Below are 23478 nucleotides of genomic sequence, written 5' to 3'. Positions count from 1 at the left end.
CCCTATCTTCTGTGAACGATAATTATAAACATTGTCCACGTATGTTTCCTAGTAGCACTGGATACCTTATACACCTAATAGTCCCCTAGAGATAGAGGGCGACGGGTGCAAATTGGAGTAACGCCTTTACGAGCGGGCCCGTTCGGATACCGTATGCCGTATGCGGATTTACACGTCCACACGACGCGCTCGGACGGGAGCCTCGAGCTCGAGGCCGTCCCCGACGCCGCCCGGCGCGGCGGCGTCGATGTCGTCGCGGTGACGGACCACGATCGGGTACAGCCGTTCGACGGGCCGGTCGTCGAGCGCGACGGCGTGACGCTGCTCCACGGAATCGAGTTGCGCGTCGAGACGCCAGGGGGACAGCGGATCGACCTGCTCGGCTACGGCCTCGAGCCGAGCACGGAACTCGAGGCGATCCTCGGGACGATTCAGGAGAATCGCATCGAGCGCGGCCGGGCGATCGTCGACTGCGTGGAGTCGCGGCTGGACGTCGATCTCGACGTGACCATCGACGGCGGGTTCGGACGGCCACATATCGCGCGGGCGATCGAGGCCCATCCCGGAACCGACTACGACTATCAGGGCGCGTTCGATCACGTCATCGGCTCCGATTGTCCGTGTTACGTCCCCAGAGCGGTCCCGTCGTTCGAGCGCGGGCAGGCGGCGTTATCCGAGTCGTGTCGGCTCGTCTCGCTTGCCCACCCGTTGCGGTACCGCGACCCCGAAAGCGCGCTCGCCCTGGCCGCAGAACTCGACGCCGTCGAACTGCAGTACCCCTATGGTCGCGAGGTCGATCGCGACCCCGTCGAGCGAGCGATCGAGCGCCACGGCCTGCTCGCGACCGGCGGCAGCGACGCCCACGACGAGCGACTCGGCGTCGACGGGCTCTCCCGCGAGGCGTTCGACCGACTCGAGCTGACAGCCGACTAACCCAAATCATGGCCGCTAGCGGAGGGTTCAATGCATCGTGGGCCATACGACGGTGTATGAACTGCCACTATTGCGACCGCGAGGCTGCCTTCGCCGCGGAGTCCGACGGACTCAAAGTTGGCCTCTGTGAGGAGCACTTCCGGGAGCGGCTCCAAGAGCTCGCGGAGGCAGACGGACTCGAGAGCCTGAAGGAGAAAGTCGACGTGGATCGCGCCGAATAAGGCGCGTTAGGCCGTTCGACCGGCGTCGACGTCGATGGCGTCGACCGGACAGACGTCGACACAGAGCATACAATCGATACACTGGACCTCGTTTGCGGGGTCTGCCTTCTCTTCGCTCTCTGGGTGACCCGGCGTGTCGATCCACTCGAACACGTCGACCGGGCAGTCCTCGACGCAGGCCCCGTCGGCGAGACAGATGTCGAAGTCGACGGCGACGTGCGTGCCGTGGATCCCGAGTTCCTCGGGCTCGTCGACGGGCCCCCAGACCGAGTGTCCCTCGTGTTCGTCGACCTGATCGCGATTCTCGTGGAACTGTGGGTCTATGGCCATTGCTAGCAGATTAAAAGCGGGTCGCGTACTTAAAAGTGCGTACTCGTCGGCGTTCGGGAGCCGACGGATCGAGGAAGCGGCTTCGATCGGACTCAGCACGGAAGACGGGAAGCCCTCAGCTATCCGTCGTTCGGTTGTCGTCGTGTTCCGCGAGCCGATCGTCGAGCAGTTCGCGTATCCAGACCGCAAAGCCGTGATCGCGGCCGTAGGTCCAGACCGCCATCTCGTTGACCACGTCGGGGAGGTCGCTCTCCTTGATGCCGGCGGCGACGATCGCTTGCTGGTCGACCATGAGTAACTGCGCCGGCCACTCGTCGTAGACCTCGTTCGTCGACTGGAGAGCGGCGGTCACCTCGATGTCCGCGCCCGGAACCGCGTTGGCGAACTCCTCGCGGTCGTCATCCGTCCCGACCTCGATGTACACGCTGACGCCGCGCTCGGCGGCCGCCCGAAGCTCGGTGTGGATCTGCTGGTCGACGACCTCCGTCGCCGGAACGAGGTAGTGAACCGTCCCCTCGGCTTCCTCGAGGAACATCACGACGCGGTCGGTGATGTGTTCTTTCCGGGTGATCGCCCACATTCCCTCGTCGTCCTTGGAGTCCGGCTCCTCGAGTTGGCCGAGCGCGTTCTCGGCGGCGTTGATGCGGGAGTCGTAGTCCTCGCGGATTCGCCGACACGCCGTGTCGACCGGGACGGCCTTGTACTGGCGCGGTTCGGTCTGCTGGACGCTGACCAGTCCCTTCCGGTCGAGGCGCTCGATGGTGTCGTACACCCGCGAGCGGGGGACATCCGCGACCTGACTGATTTCCTTGGCGGTCCCCGTCGAGAGGCGGACGAGCGCCACGAAACAGCGGGACTCGTACTCCGTCAGCCCCAGTTCCTCGAGGGTGGAGACCGCTTCCTCGGCGTTCGACACGGTTGGAACAGGATCAGAACGGGGGAAAGGGCGCGGCTTTCGAACGCCGCCCCGTTAACATCACTCAGGAGAACACTCGGAAGGAGGTGCTGCCGCAGGGACAGCCGTCCGTGCTCCCGATCGGCCGAATCCCGTCCGACGAGACCCAGACCGCGAGCGCCCTCCCACAGTCCGTACATCGCGCTGCGCCCTTCCGCCGTGACTGTGCTTCCATGGAGCGTAGTTCGCCCGGACAGCACATAAGCAGCCTGCGAGTTCGACGGGAGTCACGGGTCACCTATTTCTGCCGTAACAACAACCGCACGGGCCTCGAGCCGGAATTAGTAGCCGAGCGAGAACGCCCAGTTGACCGCCAGTGCGGCGAAGACGACGGCGAGTAACGCGGCGAGAAAGCCAAAGGAGACGCCCCAGCCGAACAGATCCGCCAGCGTACCGGTCACCACCGACCCCAGCGCGCCGACGAAGCCGTAGACGGTCCGAACGAGTCCGAACCCCGCGCTGCGCTCGGCCGCGGAGAGTTCGTCCATGAACCGGGGCAAGAGTGCCGCACCCCAGCCGAGGCCGATCCCGAGGAGGACGGTCCCCGCGACGACGGAGACGATTCCCGGAACGGCGATGTACAGGAGGAAGCCGGCGACCGAGAGCGCCATACAGGCCGCCGTGGAACTCTCCCGGCCGTACCGGTCGGAGGCCGCGCCCACGCCGACCTGCGTGATCCCTTGGACGACGAAGTAGCCGCCGAAGACGAGACTCGCCGTCGTCGCGGACTGGCCGCGATAGGCGACGAGGAAGGTCGGCAGGAACGAGGAGGTCGCCTGCCAGACGAAGTCGCCCAGAATCGCGAGGACGCAGGTGAAGGCGATCTTCGGCCGGGAGAGCAGTTCGACGAGCGGCGCGAGTTCGAAGCGCGAGGCCATCGGTTGGTCGGGCCGCTGGGGTTCGGTCGGCCGCACCGAGCGGGCGAACAGGACGAAGATCGGCACGGCGACGACGGTGCCGACCGCGATCGCGGCGCGCCAGCCGTACCGAACTGCGACCCACGCGGCGACCGGCGGCGCAATGAGCCCCGCAATCGGGCCGCCGCTGTTGTGGACGCCGATCGCGACCCCGATCTCGTCATAGGTACGGGTCAGCAGTGACGTCGCGACGCTGTAGTGGAGGCCCGCGACGGCCCCGAGCGCGACAGTCCCGACGACGAAGACCGGAAACAGCGGCGCGACCGCGAGGAAGGCGCTCGCGACGGCCGTCCCGCCGACGGCGACCAGAATGATCCGCCGCTCGCCGTACTTGTCCGCGAAGACGCCGCTGGGAAACTGCGAGCAGAAGTACGCCATCCACATTCCCGTCAGCGCGAGGCCGATCACCGAGTTCGAGATGCCGAACTCCGCGGTGATCCGTGGCACCACCGGGCTGATCACCAGCCGGCCGGCCATCGTCGCCAGGAAGGCGAGCGTACACATCGCGAGGACGGTTTCCTTGTATCGCCAGCGCATCAGTCGACCTCGAGGAGTCCTGTCATCACAATCATCACGCGTCGGAAAGCGGCAATCACTCGTGGTTCATCGATTCCGACGGATGAGGGTATTGTTCTCGGCAGGCGGTGCTGGATCGCAGTTCGATGGGACAGGAGATCGCCGAGCGTCGGCGGGACACCACGCACTGACAGCGCGCCGCCAGGTCGGCCGCGACCCGCGGGGCATCGAGCGCATCGCTTTTGCGACTCCCGTCGAATACACGGCTATGGATCTCACTCACCGCCCCCGACGGCTCCGACAGGACCGCGTTCGCGGCCTCGTCAGCGAGACGAGCCTCGAGCCCGCCGACCTGATCGCACCCGTCTTCGTCGACGCGACGACCGACGAACGCCGGCCGATCGAGTCGATGCCCGGCCACGACCGCGTGCCGATCGACGGGATCGTCGGTCGGGTCGAGGAAGTCCTCGAGACCGGCGTCGAGGCGATCATGCTGTTCGGGATTCCTGCGTCGAAAGACCCCGAGGGAAGCCGCGCGTGGGCCGACGACGGCGTCATTCAGGAGGCGCTGCGCCGAATTACGAGCGAGACCGACGCCTACGTCATCACCGACGTCTGTCTCTGTGAGTACACCGACCACGGGCACTGCGGCCCGCTCGAGGAGGAGTTACGGAGCGAGGACATCGTCGACGCGGACGGCCCCGCTTGCGAACCGACGATGACCGTCGATAACGACGCGACGCTCGAGGCCCTCAAGCGGATCGTCACGTCCCACGCTCGTGCGGGCGCGGACATGGTGGCCCCGAGCGGGATGATGGACGGCATGGTCGAGGTCATCCGCGAGGCGCTGGACGGGGCGGGGTTCGAGCACGTCCCGATCATGAGCTACGCGGCCAAGTACGAGAGCGCGTTCTACGGCCCCTTCCGGGACGCCGCCGACGGCGCGCCCTCGTTCGGTAACCGGCGGCACTACCAGATGGACCCCGCGAACTCGCGGGAAGCCATGCGAGAGGTCCGACTCGATGCCGAGCAGGGTGCGGACGTGATGATGGTCAAACCCGCACTGCCGTATCTGGACATTATCAGCGCCGTCCGCCGGGAGTTCGACCACCCCGTCGCCGCCTACAACGTCTCCGGCGAGTACGCCATGCTCCACGCCGCCGCCGAGAAGGGGTGGCTCGATCTCGAGGCGGTCGGCCTCGAGTCGCTGCTGTCGATCAAGCGGGCCGGTGCGGATCTGATTCTGACGTACTTCGCCGAGGACGTCGCACAACGGCTGTAGGGACGAGCGCGTCTTCCGTCGCCGGGTTCGGTCGGACTCGTACGCTCGGGAAGCGACCATTCTCCACCACACAGGATCGGCGATTAGACGAATGTCAATCTCGAGTCCGGCTCGCAAACCGGGGTGGCAATATCTGCCGCGCGCGAGCGGAGAGGCACCGATACGCCCCGCTCGAGCGGCAATCTACCGGTAATCATCCCGATTGTGAACGGTTTGACCGCTCACCACTGGTTGACAAACGGGTAGAATATAACCGTCGCTCGAAAAAGACGTGATTTTCAATACCCTTATACACATTAGATCTGATTTAGCTTTGGACGGATTACCCTATTACGCCCGTTATTTTGCAGATCTGTCAACGCTAACCCTTAAATGAAACAAGTACAACTGACTCGAACGTGATTTGGAGGACAAACATGAACGGAATTGCACTGGAAGGGGACGATCGTTTGGTCGCTGAATGCAGCGCTGCGTGGAACGGAGAGGTGAACGTCTGATGGATCCGACGCTTCTGCAGTCCGGAGAGGTCGCCGACGTTGGCGTCCTCGTCAATGCACTCAATTACACGTGGATCCTGGTGGTGTGTTTCCTGATCTTCTTCATGCACGCGGGCTTCGCGATGCTGGAGGCCGGTCAGGTTCGATCGAAGAACGTCGCCAACCAGCTGACGAAGAATCTGCTGACCTGGTCGGTCGGGGTCGTCGCGTTCTTCCTCGTCGGAGCCGGTGTAAGCAGCCTCGTCGGCGGAGGCGGCTTCAACTGGGTCGCCGGTAACGATCCCAGCTCCTGGGCCAGCGGCTGGTTTTACGGGGCCGTCTTCGCAATGACGGCGGCGACGATCGTCTCCGGTGCGGTCGCCGGACGCGCGAAACTCCGCGCGTACGTAGCGTACACCGTCCTGCTAGCGGCGGTCATCTACCCGGTCGTCACTGGAATTACGTGGTCCGGTGCGTACATCGGTGAATACCTCGGAACCGGCTTTCAGGACTTCGCCGGCGGGATGATCGTCCACGGTATGGGCGGTATCGCCGGTCTCACCGCAGCCTGGGTGCTCGGTCCGCGTATGGACCGATACAACAGTGACGGCAGCGTCAACGTCATTCCCGGTCACTCGATGACGTTCGCCGTGCTGGGAACCCTCCTCCTCGCCTTCGGCTGGTACGGGTTCAACGTCGGGACGGCGGGAATCTTCGTCGAGAACAGCGCCGGAGACATGGTGTTCAACGGGGCCGTCCTCGGCCGCGTCGTGCTGACGACGACGCTAGCGATGGCGATGGGTGCCATCGGCTCCGGCGCAGTCGCCCTCCTGAAAACCGGCAAAGTCGACACGCTCTACGTCGCAAACGGCCTGCTGGCCGGGCTCGTCGGCATCACGGCGATTCCCGACGTCGCGGCGTGGTGGGGTGCCATGGTCGTCGGTCTGCTGGCCGGCGCACAACTGCCGCTCGTCTTCGGTTTCGTCGAACAGCGACTCAAGATCGACGACGTCTGTGCGGTCTTCCCCGTCCACGGCTCCGCGGGCGTCCTCGGGACGCTGCTGTTCCCGTTCGTTGCCGCTCCGGGCATGGTCGATAGCGTCGCCAATGCGTTCATCGCACAACTCGCTGGCGTCGTGGCAATCACCGTCTGGACGGTCGTCGCAACCGCGGCAGTCTTCGGCGGGCTGAAGGCCATGGGACAGGCCCGCGTCTCGCCCGAACACGAACGCGACGGGCTCGACGTCTCCGAACACGGCGTCGACACCTACCCCGAATTCGGCGAACCCGACATCGCCACCGACGGTGGCGACGAAATCATCCGCGCCGATGGTGGCGAGCCGAACGACGGCCAGATCAAGATGGTCACCGCAATCGTTCGCCCCGACCGACTCGGCGATATCAAGCAGTCACTGGCCGAAGCCGGCGCACCGTCGCTGACGGTTACCAACGTCTCCGGCCGCGGCTCCCAGCCCGCAAAGAAGGGCCAGTGGCGCGGTGAGGAGTACACGGTCGACCTCCACCAGAAGGTCAAAATCGAGTGCGTCGTCGCCGACATCCCGGCCCAAGAGGTCGTCGACGCCATCCGCGAGGGCGCGGAAACCGGCGAACCCGGCGACGGCAAGATCTTCGTCATGCCCGTCGAGGGCGCGACGCAGATCCGCACCGGCAAGACCGGTCCCGACGCCGTCTAAGCTCGAGGCCACTGGCAACCATTCGTCGGCGAATCGACGCTCGGTCCGACCGGGCGTCACGGTCGGCCGGGGCCGTCTCGGCTCGCGGCCGACACCCAGTGCAGTTCCGTGCGTTCGATGGTGTGACGCTGTACTGGACTTGATGTGATTGCGTCGCTTTTCTCGCGGTCCGTGACGATTCCTCGAGGTGCACACGTTCGGAGCAGCGAGCGCTTCGGAGACGGACCTCGGTACTACTTTGCCGTCCGAATCCGAAGTGGCGCACATGACCGAGGACAACTCACGCGAGCTGTACGACCGGGCGCTGTCGGTGATGCCCGGCGGCGTCAACTCGGCGGTCCGCGCGGCGATCGAACCCTATCCGTTCTTCGTCCAGAAAGGCGAGGGCGGTCACGTGATCGACGCCGACGGCAACCGGTATATCGACTGGGTGATGGGACTCGGCCCGCTGCTTTTGGGCCACGATTTGCCCGAGCCCGTGCAGGCGGCGATCCAGCGGAAGGCCAGCGAGGGGCCGATGTACGGCACCCCGACCGAGGTCGAGGTCGATCTCGCGGAGTTCGTCGTCCGCCACGTGCCGAGCGTCGAGAAGATCCGCTTCGTCAACTCCGGTACGGAGGCGACCACGTCCGCCGTGCGACTGGCGCGCGGCTACACCGGCCGGAACAAGATCGTCGTCATGCAGGGCGGCTACCACGGCGCACAGGAGTCGACGCTGGTGGAGGGCGACGCCGACGATCCGAAGCCGTCCTCCGCGGGGATTCCACAGTCGTTCTCCGAGCACACGCTCCCGGTGCCCTTTAACGACGAAGACGCCATGCGCGAGGTGTTCGAGGAACACGGCGACGACATCGCCGCGGTCCTCACCGAGCCGATTCTGGGCAACTACGGTATCGTCTACCCCGAGGAGGGGTACCACGAGTTCCTCCGCGAGATCACCGACGAGCACGGCTCCTTGCTGATCTTCGACGAGGTCATCACCGGCTTCCGCGTCGGCGGGCTCGGCTGTGCCCAAAGCGAGTTCGGCGTCACGCCCGACCTGACCACGTTCGGAAAGATCATCGGCGGCGGGTTCCCCGTCGGCGCGATCGGCGGCCGCGCTGAGATCGTCGAGCACTTTACCCCCTCCGGCGACATCTTCCAAGCCGGCACCTTCTCCGGCCACCCCGTCACGATGGCCGCCGGCCTCGAGACCCTGCAGTTCGCCGCGGAAAACGACGTCTACGAGCACGTCAACGGCCTCGGTGACCGGCTCCGCCGCGGACTGACTGACATCGTCGCGGATCAAGCTCCCAGCTACACCGTCACCGGCACCGACAGCATGTTCAAGGTCATCTTCACGCGCGAGGGGCCGGGCCCGGACTCGCTCGAGGAGCAGTGTCCGGCGGGCTGCCGGCAGGACCCGACCTGCCCGCGCTATGACTACAGTCCCAAAAACGCCGGCGACGTGAAAAACGCCGAAACCGAGCGCTGGCGACGGATCTTCTGGGGGCAGATGAAAGACCAGGACGTCTTCCTCTCACAGAACCAGTTCGAGTGCCAGTTCGTCAGCTACGGCCACACCGAGGACGACGTCGAGGAGACCCTCGAGGCTGTCTCTTATACACATCTCTGATGGCGCGNAGTGCCAGTTCGTCAGCTACGGCCACACCGAGGACGACGTCGAGGAGACCCTCGAGGCCTACAAGGAAGCGCTGTAGCCGGTTCACAGCGGCCGCGTGGTCTCGGCAGGCGCGGTCGCCGACGCGTTCTCGCCTGCGAGCGGTTCGGCGTCTCCGTCGCTCGAGACCGCCGGGAGTTCGACCGCGAAGCGGCTTCCGTCCGGGCCGGTGTCGGCGAGTTCGACGGTTCCGTCGTAGCGGGCGGTCAGTCGAGAGACCAGATAGAGCCCTAACCCGTGCGTGCTCCCGCGCCTCTCGACCCGCTCGAAGAGCGAATCGAGCTCCGAATCGGGAATGCCGGGGCCGTTGTCCGCGATCTCGAAGCGGACGGTGTCGGGACCGGGGTCGGCCGTCACCGAAACCCACGGCGTCGCGGCGTCGTTGTGTTCGACCGCGTTCGAGAGGAGATTGCGGAAAATGCGGGCGAGCAGGTCGTCGGCGCGGACGGTCGCGCGCTCCGGAATCGACGCCTCGACGACGACCGACTCGTACTTGGTCTCCAGTTTGCGGATCTCGTCGGCGACCACCCGCGAGGCGTCGACGGGCTCGGGTCGGTAGTTCCGCTCGGTCGTCTGTAACAGCACGCGAACGTCGTCGATCACGGTCGACATGTCCTCCGACTCGTCGATGATGATCTCGAGCCAGTGGCGGCCCCGACCAGAAACTGCCCGTCGATGACGGGCGCCGAGTCGCCTGAGACGACGAGGAACGCGATTTCACAGAGGACGACGAACGCCAGTCCGAGACCGAACCCGATCAGATACGTCGGGATCCGGTCCGTACAGGGAGCGGTGGCGTTCTCTGACCGTTGCATACCCTGCGAGTCACAATCGAATCGGTTAGCCGTTCCGGCCATCGCGGCCTCGCTGCCCCGTTTCGGCTGGATTGCGGTATCGAACGGAACGAAAGAAACGAACTGCGAACGCGACCCGCGACTCAGTCGTCGTCGCTGACCGTGTCGACGGTGTCGCGGTCGCCGAAGATGCGGTCCGCGATGACGTGACTGGTCGTCTCCTCGGCGGTCGCCTTCCGCTGGAAGAGTAGCTTCGCGGCGACGTCCCACGCGAAGACGACCGCGCCCAGGATCAGGAGCGTGTCGCCGGGCATGCGCAGCCAGAACAGCGTCTGGACCAGCCCGCCGTTGTAGAACTCGAGACTGCGCGAGGCGGCATAGCCCTGCGTGAAGGCCGTCTCGAGCTGGAGGAAGCCGATGGGGAGCAGCGACAGGAAGATCATCGCCGCCAGCCCGACGTTACAGAGCCAGAACGACCAGCGCAGCCGCCGGTTCGTCCAGTGGCTGTCGCGGGTCGTGAGCCGGAGGATGTAGACGGCCATCCCCATCGCAAGCAGGCCGAAGGCTCCGAACATCGCGCCGTGGGCGTGGGCCACGGTGAGGTAGGTCCCGGTCTGGTAGTAGCTGATCAGCGGGAGGTTGATGAAGAAGCCGATCACGCCGGCCCCGAAGAAGTTCCAGACGCTCGAGGCGACGATAAAGTAGAAGGCCATCCGGTAGGGGAAGTCGGTCCCCGCGGTGTCCATCGCGCGGTACTGGCCGAGCGCCTCGTAGAGGATGAACAGCAGGGGAATGAACTCGAGCGTGGAGAAAACGCTACCGATGGGCAGCCACGCTTCGGGGAGGCCGACCCACCAGTAGTGGTGCGAGACGCCGATGATGCCACTGCCCATGACGAGCGCGGCCTGGAAGATGACCGCCTTCTCGGCCGATTTCTTCGTCAAGAGATTCATCGAGACCAGCGTCAGCGCGATGACGACGACGATGAAGAACTCGAAGACGCCCTCGACCCACATGTGAACGACCCACCAGCGCCAGAACTCGGTCGTAACGATGTTGGTCTGGGGCGTGTAGAGGAAGCCGGCGATGAACAGCAGCCCGATCGACCCGCCGGCGTAGACGATCATGTGGGCCAGCCCGTAGCGGGGTTCGCGATCGAGCAGCGGCTTGAAGCCCCGGGCCACGAGGGCGGTCCAGCCGAGGAAGCCGACCAGCAGGCCGAACTGCCAGACCCGGCCGATCTCGAGGTACTCGAGTCCCTCGTTGCCGAGCAGCCACCACAGTTGGCCGTCGAAGACGTTGTTGATGCCCAGCCAGATGCCGGCTAATCCGCCGACCGCGACGACGAGCAACGCGCCGATCAGTCCCTTGACGTAGCGGGCCTGCTTCGGCGGTTCGCGACCGGTCAGCAGCGGTGCGAGGAAGAGTCCGGCACCGAGCCACATCGTGGCGATCCAGAGGATGCCGAGGTCGACGTGCCACGTCCGGGCGATCGACCACGGGAGCCACTGGAGGATGTCGAACCCGATCAACTCGTTGAGACCGAAGAAGCCGTCGCGCTCGACGTAGTAGTGAGCGAGCAGGCCGCCGAGGAACGTCTGGGCAGCAAACAATAACGCGCCGATGAGGACGAATCGGGTACTCAACAGCTGGCTCGGCGTGAGATCGATATCCCGCGGGTGGGGGATCGAGACACCGGCGGCTTCGGGTTCGGGGAGTTCGATGCTCTGGTAGAGCCAGATCGCGGCCCCCGCCCCGGCGACCAGCAACACCATCGCGATGACGCTCCAGGTCATCACCGGGCCGCCGGCCTCGTTGCCCGCGTCGGGCGAGTACGGCCAGTCATTGGTGAACGACGCCTCCGAGCCGGGACGATCGGTATGAGAGATCCACGCGGTCCACAGCGCGAAGTCGGCGAACTCCTCGGCCTCCTCGACACTCGGGATCTGTTCCGCGGGCACGCCGCGCTCGCGGTCGCCGTCGTGGTAGCGCTCGACGTACTCTTCGCGGACCTGCTCGTGAGCGTAGACCTCAGCGGCGGAGTACTCGACCTGCTCGGGTTCGTACTCGCTCGACTGGAGTTCCTGCCGGACCTCCTGATCGATGCCGGCCTGTATCGACGCGTTCAGTTGCGAGTAGTCCTGGCCGTGGCGCTCTTGGGCGTAATACTCGCGCATGTGCTCGGTCTTCAACTCGAGCGCGTTGGCGGTGTAGTCGGTGTCGTAGTAACTACCGTGACCGAGTATCGAACCCTGATTCATCAAGCCGTTCTCCTGGAAGACCGCCTTCCCGGACTGGACGTCGTCGCCCGTCGCGACCGTTTGGCCGTCCGGACCGACGATCGTGTCGGGGATTTCCGGTTCGTTCGCGTAGGATAGCCACGCTCCGCCACCCATGACGATGAGATTCACGACGAAAATCGTCACGAGGAAGGCGGCGAGTTGCTTTCTGGATATCTGCATGACAGTCCCAACTCGACCCCTAAGCCCCGTCAAACGGCCCGTGAATTCCTACGATCTGGAAAAAGGTTCGAACCAGTTCGGGACAGCAGTTAGGGGCGGGACGGTCGTGGTCGTCTCGTCCGTACGGTCTCGGCTGGAGAACTGCTGTCTCGCTCGGTACCAAGAACTGTCGTGCACTGTTCGATCGGCCGACGCGATCGGGCGAGACCTCAGTCGGCCGCGGTGACGATATCGCCCTGATAGCTCGCGATTTCCTCGAGGACGGCCTCCCGGTCGTCTTCGCCGACGTCGAACTCCACGAGCGCATCGTCGAGGTGGGTCGCGATCGCCTGGAAATCCGAGGGGGTGATGCCCATGTCCGCGTGGACGGTCTCCATCTCTTCGCCGGAGTACTCGACCGGGCCGCCGGTGACCGAACTGATGAATTGTGCCTGATGGGCGCGCTGTTTCTGCATATCGACATCGTCGAAGTAGCCTGCGACCTGTTCGTCCGCCATGACGCGGTCGTAGAACTCGTCGACGACGGCCGCGATCGCATCTTCGCCACCGAGTCGTTCGTAAAGGGTTCCGCTCATCGGGCGTGTGTACTAAAGTCAGACGGATAAAATCCGGTCCGAACCAGTTCGATCGAAGGCGGGCATTTATCAGTCCCGTCGAATCCAACGGCGCGGTCGGGCGGCTCACGTGCCACGAGGGCGGCTCCCACTCGCCGTCGGACAAGCGTGCGCTTTTCATACTCGAGGCTCCGACTGCTGTCTATGAGAACGCGCGGGACGCTGCGACTGGCGACGAGGGGGTCCGCACTCGCCCGGCGACAGGCCGCCCTGGTACAGGAGGCCTTGGAGGAGCGCCGGTACGAGGTCGAACTCGTGACCGTGGAGACGACGGGGGACCAGATCCGGGACGAACTGATTCACCGGCTCGGGAAGACGGGCGCGTTCGTCCGCGAACTCGACGAGCGCGTCCTCGAGGGCGACCTCGACGGCGCGATCCACTCGATGAAGGACATGCCGACCGAACAGCCCGAGGAACTCGTGACCGCCGGGGTGCCCGAGCGAGGACGACCGGGGGATGTCCTCATCACGCCCGACGGCGCGACGCTCTCGGAGTTGCCCGACGGCGCGACCGTCGGCACCTCGAGTCTCCGGCGGCGCGCGCAACTCCTCTCCGAGCGGGACGACCTCACGGTCGAGCCCCTGCGCGGGAACGTCGATACGCGCATCGAAAAGCTGCTCGCGCCCGCGCTACAGGCAGAGCATCAGGAACGGACGGAAGCGGACAAGGAACGGAAGGGAAACACCGGCGACGAGGACTTCGAACCCGAGTACGACCGCACCACCGACGAGTGGTTCGACGACCTCTCGGAACTCGAGAAGGGCGCGCTCGGCCGCGAGGTCGAGACGGAGTACGACGCGATCGTCCTCGCGCAGGCGGGCCTCGAGCGCAGCGGGCTCGCCCACTACGTCGAGTATCAGGAACTCCCGACGGAGACGTTCGTCCCCGCGCCGGGACAGGGGGCGCTCGCGGTGACCGCACGGGACGACGAGACGGCCCGCGATATCCAGACCGCGATCGACCACCCGCGGAGTCGCGTCGAGACGACCGTCGAACGGACGGTGCTGGCGGAACTGGGCGGCGGCTGTATCGCCCCGGTCGGCATCTACGCGATCCTGCAGGGCGAGTACGTCCACACGACCGTCAGCGTCTTCGACCGCGACGGCGAGGAGTCGGTGACCGGCAGCCGGGACCTGCCCGTCGAGACCCACGCGGAGGCCGCCCGCCAATTTGCGCGCGATCTCGCGGACCGCGGCGCGGCGGACCTGATCGCGGCGGCCCGGGAGGACGCCGATGACGACGGCGACGAGGGCGTCTCCGAGGAAAATAAGCCCGAGGGGAAGTAGCTAGCGAGTACCGAATGTCAGGAGACACCATCGACGCCGAACCGGGCACCGTCTATCTCGTCGGCAGCGGCCCCGGCGACCCCGACCTGCTGACCGTCAAGGCAAAGCGCCTGCTCGAGGCCGCGGACGTCGTCCTCCACGACAAGCTTCCCGGTCCGGAGATCATCGAGACCCTCCCCGAGGACCGCCGCGAAGATGTCGGCAAGCGCGCCGGGGGCGAGCGCACGCCCCAGTCCGAGATCAACGAGCGACTGGTTGAACTCGCCCGCGAGGGCAAGTCCGTCGTCCGGCTCAAGGGCGGCGACTCCTTCGTCTTCGGCCGCGGCGGCGAGGAAGCCGAGTATCTGGCGGCCCGCGAGGTTCCCTTCGAGGTCGTCCCCGCCGTCACCTCGGCGATCGCTGCGCCTGCGGTGGCCGGCATCCCGGTGACACACCGCGATCACGCCTCCTCGGTCTCCTTCGTCACGGGCCACGAGGACCCCACCAAAGAGGAGTCCGCGGTCGACTGGGACGCGCTGGCCGCGACCGGCGGCACCATCGTCGTCCTGATGGGCGTCGGCCGCCTTCCGGATTACACCAAAGCGCTGCGCGAGGCCGGGATGGCCCCCGAAACGCCGGTCGCGCTCGTCGAGCGCGGCACGTGGCCGGGCCAACAGGTCGCGACGGGCACCCTCGAGACCATCGTCGACGCCCGCGACGAGGCGGGGATCTCGCCGCCCGCGGTGACCGTGATCGGCGACGTGGCGGGGACCCGCGAGTCGGTGGTCGACTTCCTGCAAAACGACTACGGCGCGGCCGAGGGCGGGGAGTAACGATGAGCGACGCGCCCACCGTCGCCGTCTTCCGCCCCGACGACGACCGCCTCGAGCGAGCCCGGGAGTTGCTCGCAGACCTCGGTGCCGAGCCGGTTCCGGACCCGATGCTCGCTGTCGAGGCGACCGACGCGACGCCCCGGACCGACGCCGACTACGTCGTCTTCACGAGCAAGACCGGGGCCGAACTCGTCTCCGCAGCGGGCTGGGAGCCGAGCGGCGAGACCGTCTGTGCGATCGGCCCCGCGACGGCCGACGCGCTCCGCGAGGAGGGGTACGCGGTCGATCTCGTCCCCGAGGAGTTCACCTCGAGCGGGCTGGTTGCAGCGCTTTCGGATGCCGTCGACGGCGCGCGCGTCGAGGTCGCCCGCAGCGACCACGGCAGTCCGGTGTTGCTCGAGGGACTCGAGAACGCCGGCGCGTACGTCCACGAGACGATCCTCTACCGGCTGGTCCGCCCCGAAGGCAGCGGTGAGTCGGCGCAACTGGCCGCCGACGGCGACCTCGACACGGCCTGTTTCACCTCGTCGCTGACCGTCGAGCACTTCCTCGAGGCCGCCGCCGAACGGGGGATCCGCGAGGACGCGCTCGCGGGACTCGCGGACGCGACCGTCGGCGTCATCGGCGAGCCGACGGCCGAAACGGCGGCCGAACAGGGGATCGACGTCGACGTAGTGCCCGAGGAAGCGACCTTCGAGACGCTCGCACGGGAGACGCTCGCGGCGACGCCGGTTCCAACGGAGTAACGACCGCGTTTTCTCGCCGCTTTCCTCCGCTCGAGCGACGTGTCGACCGATCCGCGGGTTTATGAGCGAAGCCGCCCCACTGTTCCCCGATGGCAGGGCCGGTTCCCGAACTCGAAGATCGCGCGGTAGCGTGTGCAAATCGGCTGTGCGCAGCCGATCGCGTGTTGCTCGCGTCGCACATCGACGCCGACGGACTCACCAGCGCCGCGATCGCCGCACAGGCCCTCGAGCGGGCGGCGATTCCCTTCGAGACGGTCTTCGAGAAGCAACTCGACGAGGACGCGGTCACCGCGATCGCGGCGACTGACTACGACACCGTGCTCTTCACCGACTTCGGGAGCGGCCAACTCGATATCATCGGCGACCACGAAGACGCGGGCGATTTCACGCCAGTCATCGCGGACCACCACCAGCCCGCCGACCGGGAGACGGAGTTCCACCTCAACCCGCTGCTGTTCGGAATCAACGGGGCCTCGGAGCTTTCCGGAGCCGGGGCGAGCTACGTCCTCGCGCGGGCGCTCGCGGCGGTCTCTGACGACGAACTGGACCCCTCAGTTGCAGCGGATGGGGGTGAGCCGAGTCAAACGAGGCGAACCTCGTCGGAGCCCCGCTCCGACGGTGGTATCGTCACTGCGTCGGGGGCCGCGAACGCCCGCGCGGACAACCGTGACCTCGCCGCGCTCGCGGTCGTCGGCGCGGTCGGCGACATGCAGGCCTCGGGCGGCGAACTCCACGGCGCGAACGCGGGTATCGTCGAGGAGGGCGTCGACGCTGGCGTCCTCGAGACGGGGAAGGACCTCGCGCTCTACGGCAAACAGACCCGACCGCTCCCGAAACTGCTCGAGTACGCGACCGACGTTCACATTCCGGGGATCTCGAACGACGAAAACGGCGCGCTGCGATTCCTCGACGGCCTCGATCTCGAGTTGAAACGCGACGGGGAGTGGCGGCGCTGGGCCGGACTGACAAAGGACGAAAAACAGACCGTCGCCAGCGCGCTCGTCCAACGGGCCGTCTCGAGCGGCGTCCCCGCGAAAAAGATCGACCAACTCGTGAGTACGGCCTACGTCCTGAGCGAGGAACCCGTCGGCACCGAACTCCGGGATGCGAGCGAGTTCTCGACACTGCTGAACGCGACCGCTCGCTACGAGCGGGCCGACGTGGGGCTCGGCGTCTGTCTCGGCGATCGGGACGGCGCGCTCGAGCGCGCGCGACAACTCCTGCGTGAGCACCGGCGGAACCTCTCGAACGGAATCGATCTCGTCACCCGCGAGGGGGCGACCCAAGAGGACCACGTCCAGTGGTTCCACGCAGGCGACGAGATCCGCGAGACCATCGTCGGCATCGTCGCGGGTATGGCGATGGGCAATCAGGGGATCAGCCGCTCGAAGCCGATCATCGCCTTTGCCGAAAAGAACGACGAGGAGACCAAGGTCTCTTCGCGAGGTACCCACTCGCTCGTCCGGCAGGGACTCGACCTCTCGGCCGTGATGGGGAAAGCCTCCCGCGCCGTCGGTGGCGACGGCGGCGGCCACGACGTCGCAGCAGGGGCGACGGTGCCGAAAGGGCAGGAAAAAGCGTTCGTCGAGCGCGCAGACGAAATCGTCGGCGAACAACTCTCGTCATAGCCACAGTTCGGTGAGTCGTCGGCTTGAGACTCGATTATGTCGATCTATCCATCGAGGCCGGCACCGTCGGCAGCAGCGGTGCGCGCGACGTGAACAGGTACGCCGTCTTCCGCACCGCACCCTTCCCGTACTGAACCGCGCTCTTCCGGATCGGCGTGCGCTTGCCGTGGATCTGGGTCCGACCCTCGAGGATCGCGTCGACGAGATCGTCGCCGTCGATATCGGCCTTCGTTGGGTTCGCCGTGTCGGGGGTGACGAGAACCTCGGTGAAGGCTTGGCCGACGTTCGGCAAATAGTGGGCATCGCTGGCCCCGATCTGGGGATACTCACGACGCGCCGCGAACGTGCGAGCGCGCCGGTTTCGATAGCCGGTAAAGACCATGGAGTTGTAGGTCTCGATGGCGTCAGCGTCGTCGATATGGCGTTTCCGGACGCCGTGGCGGCTGCGCTGGAAGGGATGGGGAACGATCGCGATGCCGCCGAGTTCGCGGACGGTTTCGACCGTGTCTATGAACGGCCGGCCGGGTTCGGGGCGCGTTTCGACGCCGATCGCCAGCAGGTGACCCTGTTGGGTCGACACCTCGACGCCGGGGATGCCGATCAATCCGTACTCCGGAGCGAGCTCGGCGGCGCGGAGTGATTCGTCGATCTCGTCGTGGTCAGTGATGACGACGCCGTCGAGTCCAATGTCGTCGGCGTGCTCGAGGATGAGTTCGATCGGTTCGTGTCCGTCGTAGGAGTCGTCGGAGTGGACGTGAAAGTCGATCGCGAACGGAATCTGAGTGGTCATGGGGATGCCAGGTATCAGGTGCGGCGGAAGTCGCTACCACCAATAGCTCGTTGTCGCGCATAAACGCTGTGCTGTTGACCGGCAGTACGCGCGGCCCGGCATTCAATATAGCATTATATGATTTGTTAGCTGACTCGGCCGCTCGTGAGAACCTGCGGCAGAACGCGCCACACAGCGAGACACCGAAAATGAGAGATATTCGATCGATCTGCCGTCGGAACGACGGGGGAGCACTGCCGACGTAGTCGCGATCGGCGATCAGTAGTCAATCGTGAGTCGGTAACAGTGTCTCCGCTCTCAAATCCGATAGTGAACGCAGTCCAAAGCCCGCCATCGAAATCAAGCTCCGCCCCCCAGAGAGGGGGTAGCCTGTGACGGACCGATACTCGTCTGTTCGTCCCGGATTCAATGACCACAAGAAAAACGGGCGACTCGAGCATCGGTCAGAGGGATTCGAGCGCGGTGAGCGGCTGTGAGCGCGGCATGGTGGAAACTGCTCTGCTCTCGAGGAGTTTCGTCGTCGCGGCGCCTCGTAGCTGGAGTCGTATCGCCACTGCATCAGGGGTAGGTATCTCCCGACGACTGCATCGATCACCCGGCGTTCGAGGACGGTTTCGCCGCTTCGTGAGATGCCAGTGGCGAGATGATCTCGCTCGAGCGGTCCGGTCATAGTTCGATAGCCAATTCACAGTTGCACTAACCACGAGACGACATAGCCGACCCTTCCGGCGACCAGCACGTTCGCAAACGGGTACGACACCGAGTGGGTCTTCGCTCGAGTGAACCCAGAAATCGGGGTACTGTCGCAGTTACGGCCCGAAACGTAGGTGAGGTATTTGCACCTGAATCTGCACGCATCGAACAATAAATCGCATTCCGATATACCAAATCGCCGTTCGACGAGAGCGGCAGACCGCCACCACGAATTATTAGGGTAGCCTAAATTTCGATGGACTTATCATGCTTTAGGTTGGCCTAAACAATAACCGATCCGTCGGCGAGCGCGCGGAACGAGCCCCTCGAGGGGTGTCCAGTACACCATTCCATCGAGGGCGAACCGCGCGGACCTGCGACGGAGGCGGACTAGAGGAACCATGGTCGGAACCACACTCAGAGAGATTCGACATCACATCGAACGGCTGGCCAGCGACGACGGGTCGTACTACGTCGTCTGCGCTCGCTCCGGCGAACGGCCGGTCCCGGTCGCCGGCAAGCGATTTTCGACCCGCACCGATGCGGCCGACGCCGCACAGGCCACCGAACAGTACCGCGCCGCGCTGAGACGGTACGATCCGCAGTTACCCTACTACGATCCGGTCGCCTGTCAGGAGCGGCCGGCCGACGCGGCCGACACCGCAGACGAAAAGACCGACGACGACCGCCGGACTGGCGCTCGAGCAGGACCGAAAACCCAAGCACAGTCGTCGAATAATGGAACACAGCAGGGCAGAGACGATCCGATGATCAGTTTCTGCCACGACGTCTCGGGGGCCGTCTTCGAGTCGCTCTCGGCCCGGGAACACGAGGACGCCGAGCGGGCGATCATGGAGACGTATATGGCCGCCGCCGAAGCGACGACCGATCGGAACACGCTCTGTCTGGTTCTCCTCGAGGTGATGGCGTCGGAACTCGAGGCACAGTTGAGCGCGACCGAGCGGACCGAGGTACTGCAGGCGGCAGCGGCGAACCTCTCGCCGGTCGAGCCGGCGGACGATCCGGTCGACGAGAGCCTCGCGTTCCTCGACTCGCTGTCGCTGGTCCGGGAGTACGGTCTCACACGCGATTCGGTCGGCGCGACCGGTGACGTCTGGACCGTCTCCCTACGGGGGTACGCCATCGAGTGCGGCGAACGGCGGTTCCCGACGCTCCCGATCGGGATCGATATCCTCCGTCGCTCGGCGACGTCGACCGCGGCGCTCGGCGTGACCGACGTCACCGCGCTCGGTGACGGCGACTGGCAGTTCGTCCTGACGAGCGACACGGAGGCGACCGGCGGACTCGTCTGTACGCGGGAGGCGGAGCAATGACCGGGTCGACGGCGGCCCACCGGGCGCTCGAGCATCTCGAGATGGAGGAAGACGCCGTTGCGGAGCGCGGAGACGCCTTCGAGGCCTTCGCGGAGCGCGTGCGGGCGGTGCCGGCGAAAACCCCTGCGTCGGCGGGAATTCAACGGGCGACCGCGGCGACACCGGTGGCGACGGCGGGCGTACAGAGATCGACCCCTGAAATGTCCGGAGACCGCTGTGTCACCGTCCGGGAGGCGTTCGCCGAAACGGTCCGGCCACACAGCACCGCCGACCTCGAGGACGAGGAATCGCTCGCCGAGACGATCGCGGCGGAGTTGACCGAGGACATCGCCGTCGCGCTCGCGACCGAAACCGGGTGGACGCCGCCGCTCAAACGGGCCGTGCTCGCGGAGATCGAGGACAGACAACGGGAGGTGACGGCGCTCCAAGAGACCCTACAAACCGAACGGGACACGCTCGAGGCGGCGATCGACGAAATCGACGAGATCGTCGCGTGGCTGCAGTCGACGGCCGAGGAGTCACTCTTACAGTGTGACTTCGAGACGCTGCGGGCGAAACACGAGCGGCTCGCGACCTATCGGGACCGACTCGAGGCGCGGACCGAGACGCGGCAAGCCCAGTTTACCGGGTCGACGAATCGCTACGGGCCGGGCGGGACTCGGTATCGGACGGTGGTAGCATCGCTTTACTCGGCGTGTTCGGTCCGGTATCCGATCCTCTCGAGTGCCACGCGGCTGTACGGGATCTGCGGTGACTGTCAGGAAACCGTTCGAGCGCACCTGACACGGCGCGTGTGACGCGGTTCGGCGTAAACAGGGTATCGAGAATCGAGACGGCGTCGGCTATTTCGGCCGGGACAAGCCGTTCGGAACGAGATCGGAGAGGGAGACGCTGTCGAGCACTTCGCCGACCTCGATCGCGTCGTCGGCCGCCGAGACGGTGTCGTGCACGCGGTGCATACACTCGAGCAAGCCGTCGATGGCAGCCCGCTGGGTCGAGACGCGGCCGATCGACTCGGTGATCGTTCGGTCCGCGAGGAAGTACCGGTAGCGAAGCTCCCAGCACCGGCAGATACCCAGTCCTGGGTGAGAGCGGTCAGCGGCGGTCATCTCCGCGATCAGTTCGATCGGTGGGCGGCTGTGCCGGTAGGTGAACCGATCGGGTCGGAGTTCGGCGAGTCCCCATCTCGGCGGCAGTGCCTCGCGCGGAATGGGGTCCTGATCAGCAGCCATGGCGTCGGTTTCGCCCAGAGCGAGAGTGTCCGTTCCGCTTGCAAGCGCACGCTCCTATATAGGGAGTCCCTACAGCATCAGCGGCGTGTCACGTTTCCGCGCCTCGAGTCGGTTTCGACCACAATACGAGCCTACCGACAGTGTGCCGGTCCGAACGAATCCCCTCCGAGCGGGGGCAATCGTCCGACTTTTAGTGTCGCTACCGTTGGGCTACGGTATGGCCGACTTCGATCCCGACAAGTTCGAGGACAAGTACGCCAACTACTTCCCCGAACTGCAGCAGGCGTACAAGAACGCGTTCAACCGTATGAACGACAACTACGACTCCGAGCTCGTCCACGCGATCGACCAGCAAGTCCTCAACGAGAGCGAACCTTTCTACGAGGGCGACGGCGAGTTCCGCATCGAGCTCCCCGATGATCCCTACGGACGCGTCTCCGGCGTGCTCGTCGAGGAAGACCGGTTCGACACGGTACTCGAGGCCCACATCGAAGAGATCGAGACCGAACTGCAGCGCGTCTTCGGGTTTCAGTAATCCGGACTCCGGCGGTCCGCGCGTCGCGGCCGCCGGCAGCCGAACATGGAGGACGGAAGGTTTAGGGGGGCTGATACCCAATGGATTTCTATGAGCACCGAGACCCAGAACGACGGGGACGACCTCGAGGACCGCGTGACGAACTTCCTGCGACGGAACTTCCCGCAGATTCAGATGCACGGCGGCAGCGCGGCGATTCAGGACATCGATCGCGAGACCGGTGAAGTCAGCATCGCCCTCGGTGGCGCGTGCAGTGGCTGCGGTATCTCGCCGATGACGATTCAGGCGATCAAGAGCCGAATGGTCAAGGAGATTCCGGAAGTCGAGAAAGTCAACGCCTCCACCGGGATGGACGGCGGCGAAGAGGAGATGGGCGGCATGAGTCCCTCCTTCCCCGGCGAGACCGTCGACGACGACGGCGGCGAAGCTGACGAAGGCCCGGAAGCACCGTTCTAACGCCTCGTCCACGCGGTTCCAAACCGACGGTTTTGCTATTTTAGCCGCATAGCATTGGCGCTGGTCGTGATCGGATGCGGACACCCAGTATCTGATCGCCGCGAGAAGCGACGACCGATCACCGCACGTCGCGACCGCGTTCCCACGTCCTGACCAGCGCCGCGAGCGTCCGGTTCGTCGGCACCTCGAGGCCGTGATCGGCCGCGTGATCGACGACGTAGCCGTTGATCGCGTCGATTTCGGTGCGGCGGTCGCCCAGCACGTCTTGGCGCATGGAGGACGTGTTGGCGGCCGTCGCCTCGGCGACTCCTTCCATCGCGGCCAGCGCGTCGCGGTCCGACAGGGCGACGTCGCAGGCGCGAGCGACGCGTGCCGCCTCGCGGGCGGCGTTGCGTGCGAGGTCGGTAGCCGGGTCCGCGAGGATCGCACCGTTTTCGGTCGCGGTCAGGGCCGTCACCGGGTTGATTCCCGCGTTGACCGCGAGTTTCTCCCACAGGCGGCGGGGCATATCCTCGGCGACGGTCGTCTCGAGGCCGGCAGCCGCGAACGCCTCGCCGATCCGATCCGCGGTATCCGAGGGGCCGCCGTCGCGAGCGCCCAGCACGACCTCGCCGACGCCGGTACAGTTGACGACGCCCGGGTCCCGCAAAATTGCGCCGTAGGTCGCCGTGCCGGCGAGAACTGGGACCTCGAGTCGCGCCGCGAGCGTCGCTTCGTTTCCCATCCCGTTCTGTAGCGAGAGCACGGCGTCGAACGATCCCGTCGCGAGCGCGTCCGCCGCCGCGGCGGTGTCGAACGATTTGACCGCGACGATCGCGAGGTCTGCCTCGAGACCCGTTCCGTCGGTCGTCGCCCCCGGAAACACGCGATCGGGATGGGTTTCTCCGACCCCCTCGAGGCGCAGTCCCGACTCGCGAACGGCGGCTGCGTGGGCCCCTCGAGCGACGAGGGTGACCGCGTGATCGCGCGCGAGCAGCCCGCCGACGAGACTGCCGAGACTCCCTGCGCCGAACACGACGATATCCATGGCTCGAGGTGGCACGAGCGGGCTAAAAACGGTTGTCGTCTGGTAGTCGCAGGAGATGGGCACTTAGTCGCAGGTACGAATTAC

General features: G+C 65.6%; 24 protein-coding genes. 13 read left to right on the top strand and 11 right to left on the bottom strand.

Annotation, left to right across the window (positions count from 1 at the left end):
- Window positions 1-153 precede the first annotated feature (153 nt).
- Window positions 154-933, top strand: a complete 780-nt coding sequence (locus tag C489_RS14830; protein WP_006432129.1) for a PHP domain-containing protein — start codon at window positions 154-156, stop codon at window positions 931-933.
- Window positions 934-989: 56 nt separating this feature from the next.
- A complete protein-coding gene (locus C489_RS22250; RefSeq protein WP_006183007.1) occupies window positions 990-1154 on the top strand; it encodes a DUF6757 family protein in 165 nt (54 codons plus the stop codon).
- Between the two features lie 6 nt (window positions 1155-1160).
- Here C489_RS22250 and C489_RS14825 read toward each other — a convergent pair whose 3' ends face one another.
- The 4 genes from C489_RS14825 to C489_RS14815 all read right to left on the bottom strand — a co-directional run bounded on the left by C489_RS14825 (window position 1161) and on the right by C489_RS14815 (window position 3893).
- On the bottom strand, window positions 1161-1484 hold the full coding sequence (locus tag C489_RS14825; RefSeq protein WP_006432128.1) for a 4Fe-4S dicluster domain-containing protein: 324 nt from the start codon (window positions 1482-1484) through the stop codon (window positions 1161-1163).
- A gap of 115 nt (window positions 1485-1599) precedes the next feature.
- Window positions 1600-2400 carry a TrmB family transcriptional regulator gene (locus tag C489_RS14820; RefSeq protein ID WP_006432127.1) on the bottom strand — a complete coding sequence of 267 codons (801 nt, stop codon included), beginning with the start codon at window positions 2398-2400 and terminating at the stop codon, window positions 1600-1602.
- Window positions 2401-2464: 64 nt separating this feature from the next.
- A complete protein-coding gene (locus tag C489_RS22245) occupies window positions 2465-2614 on the bottom strand; it encodes a hypothetical protein (protein WP_169331190.1) in 150 nt (49 codons plus the stop codon).
- 106 nt (window positions 2615-2720) lie between these two features.
- The gene (locus tag C489_RS14815; protein ID WP_006432126.1) at window positions 2721-3893 is read right to left on the bottom strand and encodes an MFS transporter; all 1173 of its coding nucleotides are present in this window, start codon (window positions 3891-3893) and stop codon (window positions 2721-2723) included.
- A gap of 247 nt (window positions 3894-4140) precedes the next feature.
- On the opposite strand from C489_RS14815, the gene hemB reads away from it, so the two are divergent.
- From hemB to hemL, 3 genes are all read left to right on the top strand, one after another.
- Window positions 4141-5154: a porphobilinogen synthase gene (gene hemB / locus C489_RS14810; RefSeq protein ID WP_006432125.1), complete on the top strand. Its 1014-nt coding sequence runs from the start codon at window positions 4141-4143 to the stop codon at window positions 5152-5154.
- Between the two features lie 496 nt (window positions 5155-5650).
- Window positions 5651-7324: an ammonium transporter gene (locus tag C489_RS14805; protein ID WP_006432124.1), complete on the top strand. Its 1674-nt coding sequence runs from the start codon at window positions 5651-5653 to the stop codon at window positions 7322-7324.
- Between the two features lie 265 nt (window positions 7325-7589).
- Entirely contained in the window at window positions 7590-8939 is a 1350-nt protein-coding gene (gene hemL, locus C489_RS14800; RefSeq protein ID WP_006432123.1) for a glutamate-1-semialdehyde 2,1-aminomutase, read from the top strand.
- Window positions 8940-9029: 90 nt separating this feature from the next.
- Here hemL and C489_RS14795 read toward each other — a convergent pair whose 3' ends face one another.
- From C489_RS14795 to C489_RS14780, 4 genes are all read right to left on the bottom strand, one after another.
- Window positions 9030-9596 carry a sensor histidine kinase gene (locus C489_RS14795; RefSeq protein WP_006432122.1) on the bottom strand — a complete coding sequence of 189 codons (567 nt, stop codon included), beginning with the start codon at window positions 9594-9596 and terminating at the stop codon, window positions 9030-9032.
- The gene (locus tag C489_RS14790) at window positions 9584-9799 is read right to left on the bottom strand and encodes a hypothetical protein (RefSeq protein WP_006432121.1); all 216 of its coding nucleotides are present in this window, start codon (window positions 9797-9799) and stop codon (window positions 9584-9586) included. Before C489_RS14790 ends, C489_RS14795 begins: the two co-directional genes overlap by 13 nt.
- 122 nt (window positions 9800-9921) lie before the next feature.
- Window positions 9922-12240 carry a nitric-oxide reductase large subunit gene (locus C489_RS14785; protein WP_006432119.1) on the bottom strand — a complete coding sequence of 773 codons (2319 nt, stop codon included), beginning with the start codon at window positions 12238-12240 and terminating at the stop codon, window positions 9922-9924.
- A gap of 209 nt (window positions 12241-12449) precedes the next feature.
- Window positions 12450-12815: a group I truncated hemoglobin gene (locus tag C489_RS14780; protein WP_006432118.1), complete on the bottom strand. Its 366-nt coding sequence runs from the start codon at window positions 12813-12815 to the stop codon at window positions 12450-12452.
- 183 nt (window positions 12816-12998) lie between these two features.
- Between C489_RS14780 and hemC the strand changes: the two genes are divergently transcribed.
- From hemC to C489_RS14760, 4 genes are all read left to right on the top strand, one after another.
- A complete protein-coding gene (gene hemC, locus C489_RS14775) occupies window positions 12999-14141 on the top strand; it encodes a hydroxymethylbilane synthase (RefSeq protein ID WP_006432117.1) in 1143 nt (380 codons plus the stop codon).
- Window positions 14142-14155: 14 nt separating this feature from the next.
- Window positions 14156-14953, top strand: a complete 798-nt coding sequence (gene cobA, locus C489_RS14770; protein ID WP_006432116.1) for a uroporphyrinogen-III C-methyltransferase — start codon at window positions 14156-14158, stop codon at window positions 14951-14953.
- Between the two features lie 2 nt (window positions 14954-14955).
- Entirely contained in the window at window positions 14956-15699 is a 744-nt protein-coding gene (locus C489_RS14765; protein ID WP_006432115.1) for a uroporphyrinogen-III synthase, read from the top strand.
- 89 nt (window positions 15700-15788) lie between these two features.
- The gene (locus C489_RS14760; protein WP_006432114.1) at window positions 15789-17327 is read left to right on the top strand and encodes a DHH family phosphoesterase; all 1539 of its coding nucleotides are present in this window, start codon (window positions 15789-15791) and stop codon (window positions 17325-17327) included.
- Window positions 17328-17361: 34 nt separating this feature from the next.
- Here C489_RS14760 and C489_RS14755 read toward each other — a convergent pair whose 3' ends face one another.
- Complete coding sequence (locus tag C489_RS14755; protein WP_006432113.1) at window positions 17362-18117, bottom strand: PHP-associated domain-containing protein; 756 nt, start codon at window positions 18115-18117, stop codon at window positions 17362-17364.
- Between the two features lie 1094 nt (window positions 18118-19211).
- Here C489_RS14755 and C489_RS14750 point away from each other — a divergent pair.
- Both C489_RS14750 and C489_RS14745 read left to right on the top strand, forming a co-directional pair.
- Window positions 19212-20144 (top strand): DUF7551 domain-containing protein, encoded by a 933-nt coding sequence (locus C489_RS14750; RefSeq protein ID WP_006432112.1) that lies wholly within the window; start codon window positions 19212-19214, stop codon window positions 20142-20144.
- Window positions 20141-20941 carry a DUF7260 family protein gene (locus C489_RS14745; protein WP_006432111.1) on the top strand — a complete coding sequence of 267 codons (801 nt, stop codon included), beginning with the start codon at window positions 20141-20143 and terminating at the stop codon, window positions 20939-20941. The genes C489_RS14750 and C489_RS14745 overlap by 4 nt, the downstream gene beginning before the upstream one ends.
- A gap of 45 nt (window positions 20942-20986) precedes the next feature.
- Here the strand turns inward: C489_RS14745 and C489_RS14740 are convergent, their stop codons facing one another.
- On the bottom strand, window positions 20987-21376 hold the full coding sequence (locus C489_RS14740; protein ID WP_006432110.1) for a hypothetical protein: 390 nt from the start codon (window positions 21374-21376) through the stop codon (window positions 20987-20989).
- Between the two features lie 217 nt (window positions 21377-21593).
- Between C489_RS14740 and C489_RS14735 the strand changes: the two genes are divergently transcribed.
- Both C489_RS14735 and C489_RS14730 read left to right on the top strand, forming a co-directional pair.
- Window positions 21594-21911, top strand: coding sequence for a DUF5783 family protein (locus C489_RS14735; protein ID WP_006432109.1), 318 nt, complete (start codon window positions 21594-21596; stop codon window positions 21909-21911).
- A 90-nt stretch (window positions 21912-22001) separates the two neighbouring features.
- Window positions 22002-22367: a NifU family protein gene (locus C489_RS14730; protein WP_006432108.1), complete on the top strand. Its 366-nt coding sequence runs from the start codon at window positions 22002-22004 to the stop codon at window positions 22365-22367.
- A gap of 118 nt (window positions 22368-22485) precedes the next feature.
- Here C489_RS14730 and C489_RS14725 read toward each other — a convergent pair whose 3' ends face one another.
- Entirely contained in the window at window positions 22486-23394 is a 909-nt protein-coding gene (locus C489_RS14725; RefSeq protein ID WP_006432107.1) for a ketopantoate reductase family protein, read from the bottom strand.
- Window positions 23395-23478 lie beyond the last annotated feature (84 nt).

Source organism: Natrinema versiforme JCM 10478 (assembly GCF_000337195.1).
Classification (GTDB): Archaea; Halobacteriota; Halobacteria; order Halobacteriales; family Natrialbaceae; genus Natrinema; species Natrinema versiforme.
This window is presented reverse-complemented; position numbering and strand designations above follow the sequence as displayed.